Raw genomic sequence first — 18094 nt, 5'->3', positions numbered from 1 at the left:
ACGAAGAGTGAAAACGGAGGAGGCAACTCTTCGCAACTCCCTTCACCGGGGCCCGGTTCAGGGGGCCGGGAAGCGTCGTTCGTTGCGGTCGATCTTCGCGTCGAGGGCCGCGAGCGCGTCGACGCCGAGCACCTCGCAGAGTTGGAGCAGATAGGCGAGGACGTCGGCGACCTCGTCCCTGACCCGGTGGGCGGTGTCCGGGTCGGCCATCACCCGGGTCGACTCCTGCGGGGTCAACCACTGGAAGATCTCGACGAGTTCGGACGCCTCCACACTGAGGGCGGCGACGAGGTTCTTGGGGGTGTGGTACTGCTGCCAGTCGCGGGCGGCGGCGAAGTCGGCGAGCCTGCGCTGGAGTCCCGCCACGTCGAGCGGTGCGTCCTGGGGGCCGGGGAGAGGTTCGGTCACGGCTCCAGGTGTATCACCACCCCTCCCGCGGCCCCGGTCAGACGCCCGTCGCCTCCCCGCCCCCCATCCGGTCCGTGACCTGGGTGCCGGACGGCGTCAGGAGGAACACATTGCGGTCCACCCGGTGCATCCCGCTGCCCAGACCGAAGACGACGCCGGTGCTGAAGTCCAGCACCCGCTTGGCCGTCTCGCCCTCCGCGCCGCTGAGGTCGAGCAGCACGGGGATGCCCGCCATCAGCGTCTCGGCGACCTCGCGCGCGTCGGCGAACACATTGACTCTCAGGACGACGAACCGGCGCCTGACCTCTGTCTCGTCGTCCGGCAGCGACCGGTGGCCCACCGCGGACGGCCAGGCGTCCCGGCCCCGCAGCGGCACGACCTGGGCGAGCCCTTCCCACTGTTCATCGGTGACGTCGTGGCTGTTCACCGGCTCCCCCCGACCTGACTCGCACTCGTTTCCTGCACCAGTCAATTCTTACGCCAAGTCACCCGTTCGGCCCAACAACGACACGGCGCGACCGCCGACATCAGAGCTATCGCCCACAGTTCGCACGAAAGAGCGCGACTTCGACTGTTTTCTTATGGATCGGGGCTTCTTACTCGGCTCACACCGGACTCTTCACCTCCGAAGACGCCCCCCTCACCGGGCCGCACTACGGTCCTGTGTCGTGCACTTGGCAGAAACGCAGCTGGTGGCACCCGGACGGCGGACACTGTCGGCGGTGTCCGCCGCACCGGAACCCCCCGCGCAGTGGCACCGGGTCCTCACCCTCCTCGCCGACGTCAGCCTCTTCATCGGCACCCGCTCGGTGTGGACGCAGGCGGCGGGACACCGCCTGCCCGTCGCCGTCGTCATCTCCGTCTGCTATGCCTCGATCCTGGTGTGCGGGGTGCTGGCCCTGGTGGTCCGCGGAGCCCGCTCGCTGGCCCGCGTGGACCTCGCCGTGCTGGTCACCGCCGTCGCCCTCGCGCTCTGCGGCTGGGTGATGAACCACACGGGGTCCGACGAGGCGCTGCTCACCACCCAGGCCGCCAGGGAACTCGTCGCGGGCCACGCCGTCTACGGGCAGCCGTGGCCCTGGCTGTTCCGGCACGGCGTCGCCCTCACCCCGACCGTCACCGGCGGCTACGACTTCACCTACGGCTATCCCCCGCTGGCCCCGCTGCTGACCGCGCCGCTGCTGTGGCTCGGCCACGGCGGCGCCCCCGCGACGGCGCTGAGCACCGGCGCGCTGGTCGTCGCCGCCGTCGTGCTGTGGCGGATGCTGCCCGCGCCCTGGCGGTCCGCGGCGACCATGGCCTGCCTCGGCTTCGGCTTCCTGCCGACGTACGGCCGCCTCGGCTACCCGGCGATCACCGGGCTCGCCCTGCTGATCCCGGTGGTGGTGGGCTGGCCGCGGATCGGGCGGGGCGGCCGGCTCGGCGCCGCGGGACTGGCACGGGCGGCCTGCCTGGGCGCGGCCTGCGCGGCACAGCAACTCCCCTGGTTCCTGGCGCCGTTCCTGCTGGCCGGCGTCTACGCGGTGCGCAGGGGCGAACTGGGCGGGCGGGCCGCAGCGCTGGTGGTCCTGCGGATCGTCGGGGTCGCCGTCACCGTCTGGCTGCTGATCAACACGTACTTCCTGGTGAGCGAGGAAGGCGCCTGGCTGCGCGGGATCGCGCTGCCGCTGACGCAGGGCGCGGTGCTGCACGGCCAGGGCCTGGTGGGCGTCTCCCTGTACCTCACCGGCGGCAGCGACCGGCTCGACTGGTACGGGCACGCGAGTCTGCTGCTGGCGGCCGGGCTGCTCGCGCTGCTGGTGCTGTTCCCGCGCAGGCTCGGCCCCGCGGCGACCGTCCTGCCGTGGTGCGCCTTCTTCCTCGCGACCCGCTCGCAGGACGGCTACTACCTGATGATGACGCCGCTGTGGCTGGCCGCGGCGGTGACCGCGCCGCCCGCCGAGTTCGCGGGCGCCTGGCAGCCGCGCCCCCGGCCGCTGGCCGGACCGCACCGGCGGGCGGCCAGGATCGCGGCGGCCGTCCTGGTGCTCTGTCCCGCGCTGGTGAGCGCGGGGGTCGCGGTCACCGGGTCGCCGCCGCTTCGGCTCGCGGTCACCGGCGTGCGCAGGGACGGCGCGCACGCGGTGTCGCGGCTGACGCTGCGGGTCACCAACTCCGGTGCGGCCACGCTCACTCCGCACTACATGCTGACCACGAGCCAGGGCATGTCCAAGTTCTGGTCGGTGGTGCGGGGCCCCACGGTGGTGCCCGCGCACGGCACGGTGACGGTGGCCGTCCGGCCGCCCGAAGGACGCTTCGACCTGCCGAGCCGCCCCGGCACCCGGGTCAGGCTCCGCGTCTTCACCCCCGCACCCCAGACCCTCACGAGCACCTACCTCCGGCTCGACTTCGCCTCGCCCACGCCCGGTTGACGTGACGACGACGAGCGGATGCGCGGGCGACGCGGGCCGACCTGCGCCCCACCCGGCGGAGTTCGGCGCCCGCACCCGTGAACTCCGCCTCCCAGTCACCGCCGTCGGGCTGTCACGATGACGGTCCTGACCTCTCCCAGGACCTCTCCCCGGTCCTGCGGGTCATGCGGATCTGGACGACCGGACGCCCACCCGCTCCCCGGCCCCGCGCGGAGGTCGAGGAGCGGGCGCCCGGCTAGGCCGACCGGCCGACGAGGGTCACGCGGGCCCGGGAGACTCTGGAGCGGCGCGTGGTGGCGTCCACCGGTGGACGCCCTCACCGCACAGCCGGTGGCCCAGGCCGCCCGCCCCACGGCGGGTGTCCGTCACGCCGGGCGGCGACCGCGCAGGACCGCGAAGCCGGCGGCCACGAGACCGAGGACGCCGACCACCAGTCCGGCGACGCCCAGGCCGCGGGCGGTGGAGTCGCTCGCGCCCGAACGGGCGCCGGAGGCGGTCGCGGTCCCGTCTGCCGTGGTCCCGGCGGCCGAAGTGCCGCCTGGCGCTCCCGACTTCGCGGTCAGTCGGAGCACGGGCGCCGGGTTCTCCGGCTCGTCGTCGCCCGGCGCCGCTTCCTCGATCCAGCGGACGGTCCTGCCGTCGGAGTACGTCTGGAGCGTCTTGAACGTCAACTGGCGCGCGTTGTCCGGGAGTTCCCCGAACGCCACGTCGAAGTCCTCGTACCGGCCGGCGCCGATCCTCCCGCCGGTCCAGGTGATCTCGGAGACGGCGTCGGTGAGGGTGCCGTCGTCGGTCTTGACCGGCGTCCTGAGCTTGCTGGTGGTGACCTTCGCCCGCCAGCCGTCCTGGGGCGAGACGAGCACGCCGAGTACGGGGTGGTCGGTGGGCAGGAAGACCCGTACCTCGGTGGTGCTCGCGGTGTCCTCCTCGTTGGGGATCCGGAAGGTGAGGACGCCGTCGGTGGCGCCCTCGGGGTAGCTCTCGGGGTGGACGGTGACATGCGCGGAGGCGGCACCCGCCGCGGCGACGACCGCCGCGGCGGCCAGGACGACCACGGCGCCTGCGCGGCGCGGGAGGAAACGGTGTGCGGACATGTGTGACTCGATCTCCGTACGGGAGGCGGGCGTTGGGGTCAGAGCGCGGGACTGACCCCGGACGGCGGCCCGCGCCGCCGCACCACGTGCCGCAGCGGCGACCCTCGCGGGGCTCGCGGCCCTTCGGCGCCTCGGCGCACCGCGTCCGGCGGCACAGGCCCGTCCCACTCCCCCGCCCGCCACCAGGCCACCAGGCCAGGCACCAGCGCGACGGCCCACCGCAGCAGCGCCCAGAGCGCGGCCTCGCCGCGCCGCAGCCACCAGGTGAGCAGCAGGGCGGCCAGGACATGGGCGGCGGTGGCGTGCGCGACAAGCGGGTGCGGGGTGAACGCGTGCGCGTGCGGGGTGAGCGGGTGCGGGAGGTGGGGGAGCGACCGGTGCGGATGGGGAATCCTGGGTCGCGGGGAGGGGCGAGCCGGGTGGGGGCCCGGCGTCGGCATCCCCATGGACGTCATCGCGTCCCGCCCGGCCGCTCCGAACAGGGCGTGCAGCGCGCCCTGCGCGGTGAGGGTCGCCGCGCCGATCGCCGGCAGCGACCGTTCACGGCCGCCCAGCAGCCAGCCGGCCGCGCACACCGGTACGCATCCCGCGACCTGGACCAGGGCCGGCGGTGCCGTTCCGGTCGCCAGCGCGTGGCCCGCGGTGGCGAGCAGGACGCACAGCACGGCGAAGACCGCCGCGCGCAGCCCGCGTACCGACGAAGAGGCCGTCATGCCGCCCGATACTGCCACGCGGTCGCCGGGCGGCGCCGCCGGTCCCGGCAGACCGCGCACCGGCACCGCGCACCGGCCCGTCCACACCGCCCAGGCGTCACGGCCGCGCCCTGTGGACGGCCCCGCGCCGCCCCCCCGGCGCCTTCGGGGGTCACCTGGACGGCGGAGCAGGAGTGCGGGACGGGCTGCGTAGCATGGGCGCGTGACAGCCCGCGCCCAGCGAACCGCCGTGCCGCCGCCCGCCGTGCGGTGGCGGTCGGTGCTGGTGCTCGCGCTGCTGGCCGGGGTGTTCGCGATGCACGCGCTCGCCCCCGGCGGCGGCGCGGGACACACGTCGGCCGTCGCCCCCGCACACCGGACGATGACGGCGGTCGCAGACGCGCACCAGCCGATGACGGCCGTCGCCGACGCGTCCCGGACGATGACAGCCGTCGCCGACGCGGGCACCCGCGCGGACGCGGGGCGCCACGGCGGCGGGCATCTCCGGCACGCCGACCAGAGCTGCGCGTCGGGCGCGGTGAACGGCGGGCCCTCGCTGCCCGGCCTCGCCGTCGGGCCCGTCGTCGACGCCGCCCCCGCGGGCGCGGTACCCGGCCGCCGGGCCGCGGCCCCGGACGGCGCCCGCGCCCCGCCGTCCCTCGCCGAACTCCAACTGCTGCGGATATAGGCACCCGACCGCACCCCGCGCCTCGGTCAGGCCAGGCGCGGAGTGCCGACGTGTCCGATTCCCGCGAGCCGTCGCGCACTGCCGCGCGCCCTCGCGTTCCCCTTGTACAGCAACGGAGTTCAGCATGCGCATCACCCGAACCGGCATCCGTGCCACGACCCGGGGCACCTCGCGTCCGGGCACGACATCCCCGCTGCTGACGGCGGTCGCCCTCGCCGCCGTCCTCGCCCTGTCCGCCTGCGGTACCGGCGGCGACGGTGACGGCGGCGGCCACAGCGGGCACGGCGCGACGGCGTCCCCGTCGGTCACCGGCGCCCACAACGCGCAGGACGTCGCCTTCGCGCAGGGCATGATCCCGCACCACCGGCAGGCCCTGGAGATGGCCGGGCTGGCCGCGGACCGGGCCGCGTCCGCGCGGGTGCGGGACCTCGCGGCGCGGATCGAGAAGGCCCAGGACCCGGAGATCCGCACCCTGTCCGGCTGGCTGCGGGCCTGGGGCGAGGACGTGCCGGGCTCCGGCACGGCGCGGCACATGGGGCACACCGGCATGCCCGGCATGATGGGCGGGGACGACATGGCGGAGTTGGAGAAGGCATCGGGGGCGGCCTTCGACACCCGGTTTTTGACCATGATGGTCGACCACCACAGGGGCGCCGTCGAGATGGCCGCGGCCGAGCGCCGGAAGGGCGCCTACCAACCCGCCACCGTGCTCGCGGGTGACATCGCCGACGCCCAGAGCGCCGAGATCGCCGAGATGAAGGGGCTGCTCGGCACGGAGTAGGCGGGGCGGGACGCGCGCGGGCCCGGCAGGTCGGAGGTGACCGGCCGGGCCCGCGTGCGTCGCTCCCGGCGGGTCAGCCGGTCACGGAGTAGGAGTGCGCCCCGGTGCCGGCGAGCCGGCCGCCGTCCACGATCAGGTACTCGTCGCGGATCGGGCGGCCCGCGAAGAAGGACTCCAGGATCTCCCGGGTGCCGGCCGCGTAACGGGCCTGCGCGGAGAGGGAGGAGCCGGAGATGTGCGGGGTCATGCCGTGGTGCGGCATGGTTCGCCAGGGGTGGTCGGCCGGGGCCGGCTGCGGATACCAGACGTCACCGCCGTAGCCCGCCAACTGGCCTGAACGCAGGGCCCGTTCGACGGCGTCACGGTCGGCGATGCGGGCGCGGGCGGTGTTGACGAGGTAGGCGCCGCGCTTCATGGTGGAGATCAGCTCGTCGTCGAAGAGGCCCTCGGTCTCGGGGTGCAGGGGCGCGTTGACGGTGACGACGTCGCAGTGCGGGACCATCGCGGCGGCGCTCTCGTGGAAGGTGAGGCCCAACTCCTCCTCCTGGGCGCGCGGCAGCCGGTGCCGGTCGGTGTAGTGCAGCCGCACGTCGAAGGGCGCGAGGCGGCGCAGCACGGCGAGGCCGATGCGTCCGGCGGCGACCGTGCCGACGTGCATGCCCTCCAGGTCGTACGAACGGGCCACGCGGTCCGCGATGTTCCAGCCGCCGTCGAGGACGACCTGGTGCGCGGGCAGGTAGTCGCGCACCAGGGAGAGGATCGTCATGACGACGTGCTCGGCGACGCTGACGCTGTTGGAGTACGTGACCTCGGCGACCGTCACGCCGTGGGCGACGGCCGCGTCGAGGTCGACGTGGTCGGAGCCGATGCCCGCGGTGACGGCGAGCTTGAGGCGGGTCGCGGCGGCGATGCGTTCGGGGGTGAGGTAGGCAGGCCAGAAGGGCTGCGAGATGACAACGTCCGCGTCGGGCAGTTCGCGGTCGAAGACGGAGTCGGGGCCCTCCTTGTCGGAGGTGACGACGAGGGTGTGGCCGGCCTTCTCCAGGTAGCCGCGCAGGCCGAGTCCGCCGGAGACGCTGCCGAGCAGGTGGCCGGGGGTGAAGTCGAGCGCCTCGGGGGTCGGGGTGGTCTGGCCGCCGGGATAGCGGTCGATGACGGGGAGGTCGTCGCGGGCGTACGTGGTGGGGAATCCGTCGGTGGGGTCGTCGTACAGGACGCAGAGCACCTTGGCCATGACACGGCTCCTCAACTGGCTTTTCGTGGCGTGCCGTTCACGATCCTGGGATGGGTCGCCCGGGTCAAAGCGTTCTTGTTTATGCCGGGATAGCGGGCGGCTATCAGCCGACGTCGGTGAGGTAGGTGCGCAGGAGGGTGTCGAGGGCGTCGCGGACGCCTGCCTCGCGGGCGACGGTGAGGAAGGCCTCGGCGAGGACCGAGCCGGGTTCGCCGCGGGTGACGACGAGTCCGACGCGCGGTCCGTGCGCGGGGCCTTCGAGGGGGACGACGCGCATGCCGTCGGGCACCCCGAACAGGTGCAGCCAGGCGTGGGAGATGACGCTCGACCAGCGTCCGCCGGGCAGGTGCGCGTAGAGTCCCGCGACGCTGTCGGACTCGATGGCGGGCCGGGCGGTGGCGCCGTCGGCGGCGAAGCACTCGTCCATGATGCGGCGGTTGCGCATCCGCGGGTTGAGCAGGCACAGCGGCAGCGCGGCGGCCTCGGACCAGCGGGCCCGCGCGGCGTGGGCGAGGGGTCCGTCGACGGGGGTGAGCAGCACGTACCGCTCCTCGTAGAGGGGGAAGCGGCGGGCCTGGCGCGGGGTGTCGTCGTCGAGGTAGGTCATCGCGACGTCGAGTGCGAACTCGGTGAGTTGCAAGGTGATGTCGGCGGACGACAGGGACTCGACGCTGACGCCCGCGCGCGGGTGGCGGTCGCAGAACGGGGTGGTGAGGAGGGTCGCGGCGGGCAGCGCGGTGGGCACGACACCGAGCCGCAGGGTGCCGGTGAGGCCGTCCCGCAGACTCGACAACTCCTGTCGCAGGCTGTCGCGTTCGGCGAGGATGCGGTGCGCCCAGGCGAGGACGACCTCGCCCTCGGGGGTGAGGCCCTCGTAGCGGTTGCCGCGCCGCACGATCGGGACCCGCAGTTCGTGTTCGAGGCGGCGGACGGCGGCGGACAGGGACGGCTGGGAGACGTGGCAGGCCGCGGCGGCGCGGGCGAAGTGCCGTTCCCTGGCGAGCGCGACGAGGTACTCCAGTTGGCGCAGCAGCATGCGCGGCCTCCGCTCACGAGGGGTCAGGGTGTGGTGCCCGTCCCATGGTCGGGGCGGCACAGCAGCGCGGCCCAGAGGTCGAGGCGGTCGGAGAGGCGGGAGAGGTCGCGTCCGGTGAGGTGTTCGATGCGGCCGACGCGGTAGTGGACGGTGTTGACGTGCAGGTGGAGGGCGTCGGCGGTGCGGGCCCAGGAGCCGTCGTGGGCGAGGAAGGTCTCCAGCGTCTCCAGGAGGGCGGCGGTGGAGGCGGTGCGCGGGCGCAGCAGTGGCCCGAGGACGGTGCGGCTGAAGAGGGCGCGGACCTCGGCGGGGATGCCGGTGAGCAGCGCGCCGAGGCTGTCGAGGGCGGTGGAGTCGGCGACGGCGGAGACGCCGGGTGAGGTGGCGCGCACGGAGGCGAGCGCCCAGCGGGCCTCGGCGAGGGCCCCGCTGAGCCCGCGGGCCCCGGTGTCCGGCGGCTCGGCCTCCGGGCGGTCGGCTGCGGTGGTGCGCGGGGAGGTGCCGTGCGGGGAGGTTCCGTGCGGGGAGGTCGCGGTCGGCGGGGTCTCGTCGCCGTCGCCGCGGATCTGCCTGCCGCGGCGGGGCGGGGCCACGGGTGCGGGGGCCGGTTCCGTGCCGGCGCCGGCGTGCACGGTCACCTCGGGGGCGCGGGCGGTCACCAGGGCCCAGGTGCGGGCGAGGTCGGTCGCGGAATCGGCGGGCACCAGGGCGAAGGCGGCTCCATCGGGCAGGCGGCCGACCGCCGACGGGCCGGTGGTGTGGGCCGTCGCCTCGGTGAGGGCGGCTTCCGCGTGGCCCTCCTGGCGGGCCTCGGCGACCAGGACGCGGTAGCGGCCCGCGGGCGGCAGGCCGCAGGCGCGCAGGGCGGCCCCGATCGCGGCCGGTTCGGCGTCGGGGGCGGCGAGGAGGGCGCCGAGTTCGCCGGCGGCCTGGTGGTCGGCGGCCCGGCGCCTGGCGGCCGACTCCTGGCAGCGGCCGAGGACGGCGGCGACGTCGTGCAGCATGCGCGGCGGCACGGCCGCGGGGTCGGGCAGGTACAGATGCCAGTGCTCGTACGGTGAGACCGCCTCCGCGTCGACCGGCACGGCGTCCGTCCCGACCAGCGCGGCGGCCTCTTCGGCCGGGATGGCGGGCGCGTCCTCGGTGGCGGCGACGGTCCGTCCGGACGGGGTGAGGACGTAGGCGGTGGCCCTGTCGAGGTGGGCGAAGGCGGCGGCGAGCAGGGCGTCGGGGCCCGCGTCCCTGGCGAGCAGCCGGCTCAGGCCGCCGCGTATCTGCTCGGGCAGCGCGTGGTGGCGGCTCAGCTCACCCCATCGGCGCAGGTAGACGGTGTCGGTGATGGCGCGGAACAGCACCGGGGCGGGGACGGCGGCCAGGGGCATCCGGTGCCGTTCGCAGGCGGCCACGAGGTCGGCGGGGACCGTGCCGTGGGTCTCCTCGCCGGCCAGCAGCACGGCGGCGCCCGCGTCCCTGAGCGCGGCGACGAATCGTTCCGCCCGTTGGGCGCCGTCGTCCCGGCGCCACCACACGAGCCCGCTGAGCACCGCCTCACCCGGCCGTACGAACCGGGACGGGTCCGCCAGATCGGTGACGGTCACCCCGCTGATCTCCCGCCGCAGCAGGGTGCTGTCGGCCCACAGCAGGCGCAGGCCCAGGGACTCGTCCCCCAGCAGGTGTTCGACGTGCATGTGCTCAGACTCCTCGCGCCGTCCTCGCATTCACCAGGTGAACGTGGGTTTCAGCATCGTAAATGCAAGGGCATCCTGGGGGAACATCCCTTGGTGGATCCTCCAGCGCGGGCCCGCGGGGTGCCGTGTTTTCCGTACCAGGGACCAGTCGTCCCGGACGGGTATCTGTTGCTTGACTGGCGGTCATGGACCTGAACACGGTGGTGGAGATCCGGGACGCGCGGACACCGGCGCCCTGGCGCCCTGGCGACGCCTGGCTTGGCGGCGGCACCTTTCTGTTCTCCGAGCCGCAACCGCACCTGCGCCGCCTGGTGGACCTGAGCCGCACCGGCTGGACACCCGCCGAGCGGCGGCCCGACGGTTCGGTGGAGCTGGCCGCCACCTGCACCATCGCCGCGCTCTCCCGGTTCGCGAAGGAGCTGGACGTCCCGGCCGCGCCGCTGTTCGAGCAGTGCTGCCGCGCCTTCCTCGCCTCGTTCAAGATCTGGAACATGGCGACGGTCGGCGGCAACCTGTGCAACGCGCTGCCCGCGGGACCGATGATCTCGCTCACCGCCGCCCTGGACGGCACCTGCCTGCTGATCGCCCAGGACGGCGGACGGCGCGAGGCCCCGGTCGCCGACTTCGTGACCGGCGCGGGCCGCGCGGACCTCGCCGAGGGCGAGCTGCTGCGCTCGGTGACCCTGCCGGCCGGCGCGCTCGGCCGCCGCACCGCGTTCCGGCAGGCGTCCCTTTACGGACTCGGCCGCTCCGGGGTGCTGGTGATCGGCACCGCCGAGCCGCGGGGCGGCCTGGTGACGGTCTCGGTGACGGCGGCCACCGTGCGGCCGGTACGGCTGCGGTTCGGGTCGGCGCCGACGGCGTCCGCGCTGCGGGCCGCGCTCGCGGCGGCGGTCGGCGACGACGAGTGGTTCGACGACATCCACGGACTGGCTGTGTGGCGACGGCACATGACGTTCCGTCTGGCGGATGAGATCCGGGGCGAGTTGAGGGAGGCGGTCCGATGAGGGTCGAGGTCAACGGGCGGTCCTTCGAGGAGGAGCCGCGGGCCGGGCAGTGCCTGCGCACCTATCTGCGCGAGCGCGGCTGGTTCGGGGTGAAGAAGGGCTGCGACGCGGGCGACTGCGGGGCCTGCACGGTCCACGTCGACGGCGAACCGGTGCACAGCTGCCTCTATCCGGCGTTCCGCGCCGACGGCCGTACAGTCACCACCGTGGAGGGACTCGCCACCGCCGACGGCGAACTCCACCCGGTGCAGCGGAGGTTCCTCGACGCGCAGGGCTTCCAGTGCGGCTTCTGCACGGCCGGGTTCCTGATGACAGCCGTGGCCCTCGACGACGAGCAACTCGCCGACCTGCCGAGGGCGTTCAAGGGCAATCTGTGCCGGTGCACCGGCTACCGGGCGATCGAGGACGCGGTCCGTGGCGTCAGCCATGTGGAGGCGCCGCGCGCGGGCGAGTCGGTGGGCCGCAACCTGCCCGCCCCCGCGGGCCCGCAGGTCGTCACCGGCACCGCCCGCTACACCTTCGACATCGAGGTGCCCGGCCTGCTGCACATGAAGCTGCTGCGCTCCCCGCACCCGCACGCCAGGATCGTCGCGATGGACACCTCGGCCGCGCTGCGGGTGCCCGGCGTGCACGCGGTCCTCACCCACCGGGACGCCCCCGCACGGCACTTCTCCACCGCCCGCCACGAGCATCCGACGGAGGACCCCGCCGACACCCGGGTCCTCGACGACACGGTCCGCCACGTCGGCCAGCGGGTCGCCGCCGTCGTCGCCGACAGCGAGGCCGCCGCCGAGGAGGGCTGCCGGCGGATCGAGGTGACGTACGAGGTGCTGCCCGCCGTCCTCGACCCGGAGGAGGCGATGCGCCCCGGCGCCCCCGTGGTGCACGAAGAGGACCCGGCGACCGCCAGGATCTCCCGGCCCCTGGAGAACGTGGTGGGCGAGGCGCACGGCGAGATCGGCGACGTCGAGGCCGGGTTCGCGCAGGCCGACGAGGTGTACCGGGGCAGCTACCGCACCCAGCGGGTGCAGCACGCCAGCCTGGAGACGCACGGCGCGGTGGCCTGGCTCGACGACGAGGGACGGCTCGTGGTCCGCTCCAGCACCCAGACCCCGTTCCTCACCCGGCGCGCCCTGTGCGCCCTGTACGACCTGCCGCCCGACGGCGTGCGGGTGGTCGCGGGCCGGGTCGGCGGCGGCTTCGGCGGCAAGCAGGAGATGCTCGTCGAGGACATCGTGGCGCTCGCCGTGCTGCGGCTGCGGCGGCCGGTGAAGCTGGAGTACACGCGGGCCGAGCAGTTCTTCGGGGCCACCACCCGGCACCCGTTCACCGTCGACGTCACCGCGGGCGCCCGCCGCGACGGCACCCTGACCGCGCTGCGCCTGCGGGTGGTCTCCGACACCGGCGCGTACGGCAACCACGGGCCCGCCGTGCTGTTCCACAGCGTCGGCGAGTCCATGGCCGTCTACCGGGCACCGCACAAGAAGGTCGACGCGTACGCCGTCTACACGCACACCGTCCCGGCGGGCGCCTTCCGCGGGTACGGGCTCGGCCAGGTGATGTTCGCGCTCGAATCGGCGCTCGACGAACTCGCCCGCCGACTCGGCCTGGACCCTGTGGAGTTCAAGGCCCGCAACCTCATCGGCCCCGGCGAGGCGATGGTCACGCCGGGCGGCGAGGAGGAGGACCTGCACATCGCCAGCTACGGCCTCGACCAGTGCCTCGCGGTGCTGCGCCGGGCCAGGGCCGAACCGCGGGCCGAGGTGCCCGAGGGCTGGCTGGTGGGCGAGGGCACGGCGCTGGGGATGATCGCGACGGGACCGCCCGGCGGCCACTTCGCCGACGCGCGCGCCACGCTGCTGCCCGACGGCACCTTCGATCTCGCCGTCGGCACCGCGGAGTTCGGCAACGGCACCACCACCGTGCACCGGCAGATCGCGGCGGGCGAACTCGCCACCACCGTCGACCGGATCACCGTCCGCCAGTCCGACACGGACGTCGTACGGCACGACACCGGCGCCTTCGCCTCCACCGGGACCGTCGTCGCGGGCAAGGCGACCCTGCGCGCCTGTCGCGCCCTCGCCGACCAGCTCCTGGACTTCGCCGCCGCGCACCTGGGCACGGACCTGGCCGGCTGCCGGCTGGCCGAGGAGGCGGTCCTGCACCCGGGCGGCAGGCTCCCGCTGAAGGAGCTGTACGAGGCGGCCCGCGCGGTCGGCGTCACGTGCGCGGCCGACGGCCACTTCGGCGGCACCCCGCGCTCGGTCGCCTTCAACGCGCAGTGGTTCCTGCTCGCCGTGGACCCCGGCACCGGTGAGATCCGTGTCCTGCGCAGCGTGCACGCGGCCGACGCGGGCACGGTGATGAACCCGATGCAGTGCAGGGGGCAGGTCGAGGGCGGGGTGGCGCAGGCGCTGGGCGCGACCCTCTTCGAGAACGTGCGGCTCGACGGGCGGGGCGCGGTGGAGACGGCCGCGTTCCGCCGCTACCGGCTCCCGCAGTACGCGGACGTGCCGCGCACCGAGGTGCACTTCATGGAGACCGCCGACGCGATCGGGCCGCTGGGCGCCAAGTCGATGAGCGAGAGCCCGTTCAACCCGGTCGCGCCCGCGTTCGCCAACGCGCTGCGGGACGCCACCGGGGTCCGCTTCACGGAGCTGCCGCTGACCAGGGACCGAGTGTGGCTCGGGCTCAACTCCACGACCGGTAGCCCCCGTCCACCCGGATCGCCGTGATGCCGCTGATGTAGCGGGCACCGCACCGGTCCTGCGGCAGCACCAGTTGGGGTCCCGCGCCGTCGAGCGGGGTGTCGTCGATCCGGGTGGCGAGCAGCACCGGCGCGTGCGCGAAGTCGGGGTCGATCTCGGCCCAGGACAGCAGCGCGTGGTGCCCGTCGGTGCCGGTGACCGCGATCAGGAAGCGCAGCCGGTCCTTGCGCCTTTCGGGGTCGAAGCCGGGTCCCGCGTCGGCCAGCACGTCGTGCAGCAGGGGCCCGCTGAACCGGTGGCGGCGCCGCCCGCTGGTGGCGCACTCGAAGGTGGCCCGCACTCGGTGCTGCGGCCAGCGCAGCAGGTCAGCCACGGACAGCAGGGCGGGACGGGCGAGGTCCCCGCTCAGCGCGAGCCGGGCGAGCGGCTGGATCAGCGACTGGCTCACGGGCCACCACCTCCCGGATGACGGTACCCGCGACACCGAGGCGCACAAACGCGGATGCGAGCAGGAGAGGGAGTGAATGGCCGCTGGTGCGAGGAGGATCGACCTCACGGCCTCGCATCCAAGATGCCTCGCCCCCTTCCGGATGGCTCCCGCGCGCACCGCCCGACCGGTGTCCCTGCCCGGTCACGGGACGCCGAGTTCGAAGAGGACGTAGCCCGCGTAGGAGCCGGAGGCGGTGGCCGCGAGGGTGAGCAGGCCGAGCCGCAGCGCCACCGGGAGGCGGCGCAGCGCGAGGGCGACCGGCACGAACAGCGGGAAGGCGGGCAGCAGATAGCGGGAGACGTTGCCGAAGATCTGCTGGCTGCCGAGGACCAGGAGGACCGTCAGGACGGTGTGCACGACCAGCACCGCGGGCAGCCGCAGCCGGATCAGCAGCGGGATCAGGGCGAGCGCCAGCAGGACGACCCCGACGCCGATGACGTCCGCGAAGGGCCAGGCGTAGGGGTAGTCGAAGTGGCCCACGGGCACCGACGTGAAGACCGTCGCGGTGTACCGGCCGAAGTCGAACTCGTGCTGCCAGGCGCCGGATTGGAGCGCGAAGTAGCCGCCGGGTTCACCGGTCCTGTACCCGACCCAGCCGAGGTACCCGAGCAGCCCCAGGGGTGCGACGGCCACGGCGACGAGCGGGCGCGCCCGGCCGGCGTTCCGTTCCCGCACCGCCGGCAGCGCCGCGACCGTCACAGCGGCGATCAGCGTGACGGCGGTCGGCCGGTTGAGGCCCGCCGCGCAGGCGAGGAACCCGGCGGTGAGCCAGTGGCGGGTCAGGACGGCATGGCAGGTCCAGGCGGTGAGCGCCACGTACAGGGAGTCGGAGTAGACCGCCCATTCGATGCCGGAGCCCGGCCACACCGCCCACAGTCCGGCCGCCATCAGCCCGGCGGAGGGACCGCGGAGCCTGGCGGTCACCCGGTGGATGCCGAGCGCGGCGACGAACGAGGCGACGACCGACACCAGCATCCCGGCGCCGTACAGACCGAGGCCCGTCACCTCGGAGACCAGCCGCATCAGGGCCGGGTAGAGGGGGAAGAAGGCGGCCGAGTTGCCCTGGAGGGTGAGCGGTCCCGTGGCGTCCGGGATCGGGATCAGCGCGGGGCGGTAGCCGAGCGCGGCGATCTGCTGGTACCACCAGCCGTCCCAACTGGCCAGCACGTCCCAGGTGTGGGCGCCGCCCCCGAACCGCGGGTTCTTGCGGCGGAAGTCCCCCGCGGAGTCGAGCAGTTGCATGAAGACGAGGAAGCCGACGAGCTTGAGCGTGCCGTAGAGCGCGAGGACGGGACCGTACGCGCGGACCGCCCGCCGCAGCCGCCCTTCGGTGGGTGCGTCCGCGAACTCCGTTGCGGGCGGGCTGACTTCGACGGTGCTCATCGGGCCGCCCGCCCGTCGCGCCTGGCCCCGAAGACCCAGACCTGGAAGAGGAGGAACCGCAGCAGGGTCGCGGCGAGGTTGGCGCCGACCAGCACGGTGAGTTCGGTGCGGTGGCCCGCGTCGGGCGCGAGCGCGTGCAGGGCGGCGAGGGCGCCGGCGGTGAGAGCGAGGCCGATCCCGAACACGGCGAGCCCGCGCGACTGGTGGCGCAGCACACCGTCGCGCCCGCGCACCCCGAAGGTGAACCGCCGGTTGGCGGCCGTGTTGGCTACGGCGCAGAGCAACAGGGCGACGGCGTTGGCGACTTGGGCACCCGCGGAGGGGCGCAGCAGCGCGAAGAGGAGCAGGTGGGCGACGGTGCTCACGGCGCCGACGGCGGCGAAACGCACCGCCCGGGAGAGCGCCCCCGGCACGCCGGGCGGGGCCACACCCCGCCCGGTCCCGCCGCCGTTGCCGCTCAGGGTCCCGGCGGCCAGTGCCCGGCCCACCCGGGCGATCCCGCGCAGGTCCGCGACGGCGGTGGCGACGACGTCGACGCTGCTGTCGGGGTCGTCGACCCAGTCCACCGGCACCTCGTGGATGCGCAGCCCGGCGCGTTCGGCGAGCACCAGGAGTTCGGTGTCGAAGAACCAGCCGGAGTCCCGCACCTGGGGCAGCAGGCGTCCGGCGGCATCGCGTCTGATCGCCTTGAAGCCGCACTGCGCGTCGGAGAACCCCACGGCGAGGGTGGAGCGCAGCAGCAGGTTGTAGCACCGGGAGATCACCTCCCTGCGGGGGCCGCGCACCACCCGGGAGCCGGGCGCGAGGCGGCTGCCGATGGCGAGGTCGGAGTGTCCTGAGATCAGCGGGGCGACCAGCGGCAGCAGCGCGGCGAGGTCGGTGGAGAGGTCCACGTCGACATAGGCGAGCACCGGGGCCCGCGACCGCGACCAGGCCGCGCGCAGGGCCCGGCCGCGCCCCTTCTCCGTGAGCCGCAGCCACTCCAACTCGGGCAGTTCGGCGGCCAGTCGCGCGGCGATCAGCGGGGTGTCGTCGGTGCTCGCGTTGTCGGCGACGGTGATCAGGAACGGGTAGGGGAACGTCTCCCGCAGATGCGCGTGCAGGCGCCGCACCCCGGCCTCCAGATCGGCTTCCTCGTTGAACACCGGTACGACGACGTCCAGGACGAGGGCCGTCGGCCTGGCCGCCAGTGGGGCGGGCCTCGGCAGCGACTCCGCGCGGGCGGGGACCACCGTTCCGGGTTGTGTCATGTTTCGTCCTTGTCCGTCCGGAGGGAGAGGGCATGCCGAAGGCACCCGTGGCGCGGGGGCGATGCGGCGGGGTCAGGTGCAGCGGGGGTGAGGGGAGGGAGGGGCCGGTGCGGCTAGCCGGCGCTCACCGTTCCCGACGGCGGGGTGGTGATCTCGCCGGTCCCGGTCCCGGTCCCGGTCCCGGTCCCGTAGGACGAGGAGGACGTGGCGTCCGGGCTCGACCGGCCCGTCTCCGTGGGAGCGGAGGTCCCCGAGGGGGACGAGGTCGCGGACGAGGGGGCGGACGAGGTCGCGCTTCCGGTGGGAGGGGGGCTCGCGGACGTCGGCGGGAGGTCGGTGACACCCGTCGTCGACGGGGGCTGCGAGGGCGACGTACCGGGAGAGGGCCCGGTGCCGACGGTCGGCCCGGGGGTCGGGTCCTGGACCGACGACGGGCCGGTCACCTGGCCCGGTCCCGGCGCGCTGGGTTCGACCCGGTCGTGGCCCGCGGGCAGCAGGAACAGGCCGAGCCCGAGCCCGCCGACGGCCAGCAGGGTGCCGACGCCGAGCCGCGCGGCCCGCATCCGCCGCCGGGCCTTCACGCCCGCCCGGAGCCGCGCGCGCTGCCCGGAGTCAAAGGAGACGCGTTCCTCGGTGGTGCGCATGAGCTGCGCCAACTGCCGTTCGAAGTGATCCATGACTTCCCCTTCACCCCACCGGCTCGATGACGTCGGCCAGGAGCCGGCGCAGCCTGGCCACCCCGCGTGACGCGTGCGAGCGGGCGGTTCCGACCGGGCAGCCGAGCAGCTGGGCCACCTGCGCCTCCGGCAGATCCTGGTAGTAGCGCAGCACGACGGCGGCCCGCTGCCTGGCCGGCAGCTGGGCGAGCGCGTTCTCCAGCCGGGACCGTTCGGCGACCGCCGTCGAGACGTCGCCGAGGGCCGCCACGTCGGGCAGTTGCTCGACGGGCCGCTCGCCCCACCAGCGCCGTCGCGCCGACCGCGCGGCCGACCGCACCATCACCTTGCGCGCGTAGGCCTCGGGCGCCTCGTCGGCCACCTTCGGCCAGGCGAACCAGAGCTTGACCAGGGACTCCTGGACGAGGTCCTCGGCCCGGTGCCGATCGCCACCGGTGAGCAGCCGGGCCAGGTGGATCAGACCAGGCCAGCGGGCCGCCACGAACTCCTCGAACTCACCGGTCCGAGTCTGTCCCATCCGTACCGTCCCTGATCTCGCTGACTCCTT

The 18094-nt window shown here is 74.5% G+C and carries 17 protein-coding genes; 5 read left to right on the top strand and 12 right to left on the bottom strand.

Annotation, left to right across the window (positions count from 1 at the left end; genetic code table 11):
• Positions 1–57 precede the first annotated feature (57 nt).
• Positions 58–408, bottom strand: a complete 351-nt coding sequence (locus DDJ31_RS28725; protein ID WP_127177487.1) for a nucleotide pyrophosphohydrolase — start codon at positions 406–408, stop codon at positions 58–60.
• A 37-nt stretch (positions 409–445) separates the two neighbouring features.
• Complete coding sequence (locus DDJ31_RS28720) at positions 446–835, bottom strand: cell division protein SepF (protein WP_127177488.1); 390 nt, start codon at positions 833–835, stop codon at positions 446–448.
• Between the two features lie 295 nt (positions 836–1130).
• Here DDJ31_RS28720 and DDJ31_RS28715 point away from each other — a divergent pair, with 295 nt between their 5' ends.
• Complete coding sequence (locus tag DDJ31_RS28715) at positions 1131–2819, top strand: hypothetical protein (protein WP_127177489.1); 1689 nt, start codon at positions 1131–1133, stop codon at positions 2817–2819.
• Positions 2820–3184: 365 nt separating this feature from the next.
• Here DDJ31_RS28715 and DDJ31_RS28710 read toward each other — a convergent pair whose 3' ends face one another.
• Positions 3185–3913, bottom strand: coding sequence for a YcnI family protein (locus DDJ31_RS28710; protein WP_127177490.1), 729 nt, complete (start codon positions 3911–3913; stop codon positions 3185–3187).
• A 38-nt stretch (positions 3914–3951) separates the two neighbouring features.
• The gene (locus tag DDJ31_RS28705; RefSeq protein WP_127177491.1) at positions 3952–4626 is read right to left on the bottom strand and encodes a hypothetical protein; all 675 of its coding nucleotides are present in this window, start codon (positions 4624–4626) and stop codon (positions 3952–3954) included.
• 202 nt (positions 4627–4828) lie between these two features.
• Here DDJ31_RS28705 and DDJ31_RS28700 point away from each other — a divergent pair, with 202 nt between their 5' ends.
• Both DDJ31_RS28700 and DDJ31_RS28695 read left to right on the top strand, forming a co-directional pair.
• Positions 4829–5293, top strand: a complete 465-nt coding sequence (locus tag DDJ31_RS28700) for a DUF6153 family protein (RefSeq protein WP_171480916.1) — start codon at positions 4829–4831, stop codon at positions 5291–5293.
• Between the two features lie 124 nt (positions 5294–5417).
• The gene (locus tag DDJ31_RS28695) at positions 5418–6074 is read left to right on the top strand and encodes a DUF305 domain-containing protein (RefSeq protein WP_127177492.1); all 657 of its coding nucleotides are present in this window, start codon (positions 5418–5420) and stop codon (positions 6072–6074) included.
• 73 nt (positions 6075–6147) lie between these two features.
• On the opposite strand, the gene DDJ31_RS28690 is transcribed toward DDJ31_RS28695, so the two are convergent.
• From DDJ31_RS28690 to DDJ31_RS28680, 3 genes are all read right to left on the bottom strand, one after another.
• Positions 6148–7308, bottom strand: a complete 1161-nt coding sequence (locus tag DDJ31_RS28690) for an NAD-dependent formate dehydrogenase (protein ID WP_127177493.1) — start codon at positions 7306–7308, stop codon at positions 6148–6150.
• Positions 7309–7411: 103 nt separating this feature from the next.
• Positions 7412–8344, bottom strand: a complete 933-nt coding sequence (locus DDJ31_RS28685; RefSeq protein ID WP_127177494.1) for a LysR family transcriptional regulator — start codon at positions 8342–8344, stop codon at positions 7412–7414.
• 23 nt (positions 8345–8367) lie between these two features.
• Entirely contained in the window at positions 8368–10032 is a 1665-nt protein-coding gene (locus tag DDJ31_RS28680; protein WP_127177495.1) for a helix-turn-helix domain-containing protein, read from the bottom strand.
• A 185-nt stretch (positions 10033–10217) separates the two neighbouring features.
• Here DDJ31_RS28680 and DDJ31_RS28675 point away from each other — a divergent pair, with 185 nt between their 5' ends.
• Both DDJ31_RS28675 and DDJ31_RS28670 read left to right on the top strand, forming a co-directional pair.
• Positions 10218–11039 (top strand): FAD binding domain-containing protein, encoded by an 822-nt coding sequence (locus DDJ31_RS28675; protein ID WP_127177496.1) that lies wholly within the window; start codon positions 10218–10220, stop codon positions 11037–11039.
• A complete protein-coding gene (locus tag DDJ31_RS28670) occupies positions 11036–13774 on the top strand; it encodes a molybdopterin-dependent oxidoreductase (RefSeq protein ID WP_127177497.1) in 2739 nt (912 codons plus the stop codon). The genes DDJ31_RS28675 and DDJ31_RS28670 overlap by 4 nt, the downstream gene beginning before the upstream one ends.
• On the opposite strand, the gene DDJ31_RS28665 is transcribed toward DDJ31_RS28670, so the two are convergent.
• The 5 genes from DDJ31_RS28665 to DDJ31_RS28645 form a co-directional block, all read right to left on the bottom strand.
• The gene (locus DDJ31_RS28665) at positions 13731–14195 is read right to left on the bottom strand and encodes a molybdopterin-dependent oxidoreductase (protein WP_127177498.1); all 465 of its coding nucleotides are present in this window, start codon (positions 14193–14195) and stop codon (positions 13731–13733) included. The genes DDJ31_RS28670 and DDJ31_RS28665 overlap by 44 nt on opposite strands.
• Before the next feature lie 183 nt (positions 14196–14378).
• On the bottom strand, positions 14379–15620 hold the full coding sequence (locus DDJ31_RS28660; RefSeq protein ID WP_127177499.1) for a glycosyltransferase family 39 protein: 1242 nt from the start codon (positions 15618–15620) through the stop codon (positions 14379–14381).
• Positions 15617–16870, bottom strand: coding sequence for a bifunctional glycosyltransferase family 2/GtrA family protein (locus DDJ31_RS28655; protein ID WP_127177500.1), 1254 nt, complete (start codon positions 16868–16870; stop codon positions 15617–15619). The genes DDJ31_RS28660 and DDJ31_RS28655 overlap by 4 nt, the downstream gene beginning before the upstream one ends.
• A 113-nt stretch (positions 16871–16983) precedes the next feature.
• Complete coding sequence (locus tag DDJ31_RS28650) at positions 16984–17547, bottom strand: hypothetical protein (RefSeq protein WP_127177501.1); 564 nt, start codon at positions 17545–17547, stop codon at positions 16984–16986.
• Positions 17548–17557: 10 nt separating this feature from the next.
• Positions 17558–18064, bottom strand: a complete 507-nt coding sequence (locus DDJ31_RS28645) for a SigE family RNA polymerase sigma factor (RefSeq protein ID WP_127177502.1) — start codon at positions 18062–18064, stop codon at positions 17558–17560.
• Between the last annotated feature and the right edge of the window lie 30 nt (positions 18065–18094).

The sequence above is a fragment of the Streptomyces griseoviridis genome, from assembly GCF_005222485.1.
In the GTDB taxonomy this organism is placed as follows: domain Bacteria; phylum Actinomycetota; class Actinomycetes; order Streptomycetales; family Streptomycetaceae; genus Streptomyces; species Streptomyces hintoniae.
Note: the sequence above shows the minus strand (reverse complement) of the source record. Positions and strands in the feature narration are given on the sequence as shown.

Excerpts from the sequence above, each read along its gene's own strand:
- DDJ31_RS28710 (WP_127177490.1), bottom strand. The coding sequence starts at position 3,913 with ATGTCCGCACACCGTTTCCTCCCGCGCCGCGCAGGCGCCGTGGTCGTC.
- DDJ31_RS28705 (WP_127177491.1), bottom strand. The coding sequence starts at position 4,626 with ATGACGGCCTCTTCGTCGGTACGCGGGCTGCGCGCGGCGGTCTTCGCC.
- DDJ31_RS28695 (WP_127177492.1), top strand. The coding sequence starts at position 5,418 with ATGCGCATCACCCGAACCGGCATCCGTGCCACGACCCGGGGCACCTCG.
- DDJ31_RS28690 (WP_127177493.1), bottom strand. The coding sequence starts at position 7,308 with ATGGCCAAGGTGCTCTGCGTCCTGTACGACGACCCCACCGACGGATTC.
- DDJ31_RS28685 (WP_127177494.1), bottom strand. The coding sequence starts at position 8,344 with ATGCTGCTGCGCCAACTGGAGTACCTCGTCGCGCTCGCCAGGGAACGG.
- DDJ31_RS28680 (WP_127177495.1), bottom strand. The coding sequence starts at position 10,032 with ATGCACGTCGAACACCTGCTGGGGGACGAGTCCCTGGGCCTGCGCCTG.
- DDJ31_RS28675 (WP_127177496.1), top strand. The coding sequence starts at position 10,218 with ATGGACCTGAACACGGTGGTGGAGATCCGGGACGCGCGGACACCGGCG.
- DDJ31_RS28670 (WP_127177497.1), top strand. The coding sequence starts at position 11,036 with ATGAGGGTCGAGGTCAACGGGCGGTCCTTCGAGGAGGAGCCGCGGGCC.
- DDJ31_RS28660 (WP_127177499.1), bottom strand. The coding sequence starts at position 15,620 with ATGAGCACCGTCGAAGTCAGCCCGCCCGCAACGGAGTTCGCGGACGCA.
- DDJ31_RS28655 (WP_127177500.1), bottom strand. The coding sequence starts at position 16,870 with ATGACACAACCCGGAACGGTGGTCCCCGCCCGCGCGGAGTCGCTGCCG.
- DDJ31_RS28650 (WP_127177501.1), bottom strand. The coding sequence starts at position 17,547 with ATGGATCACTTCGAACGGCAGTTGGCGCAGCTCATGCGCACCACCGAG.
- DDJ31_RS28645 (WP_127177502.1), bottom strand. The coding sequence starts at position 18,064 with ATGGGACAGACTCGGACCGGTGAGTTCGAGGAGTTCGTGGCGGCCCGC.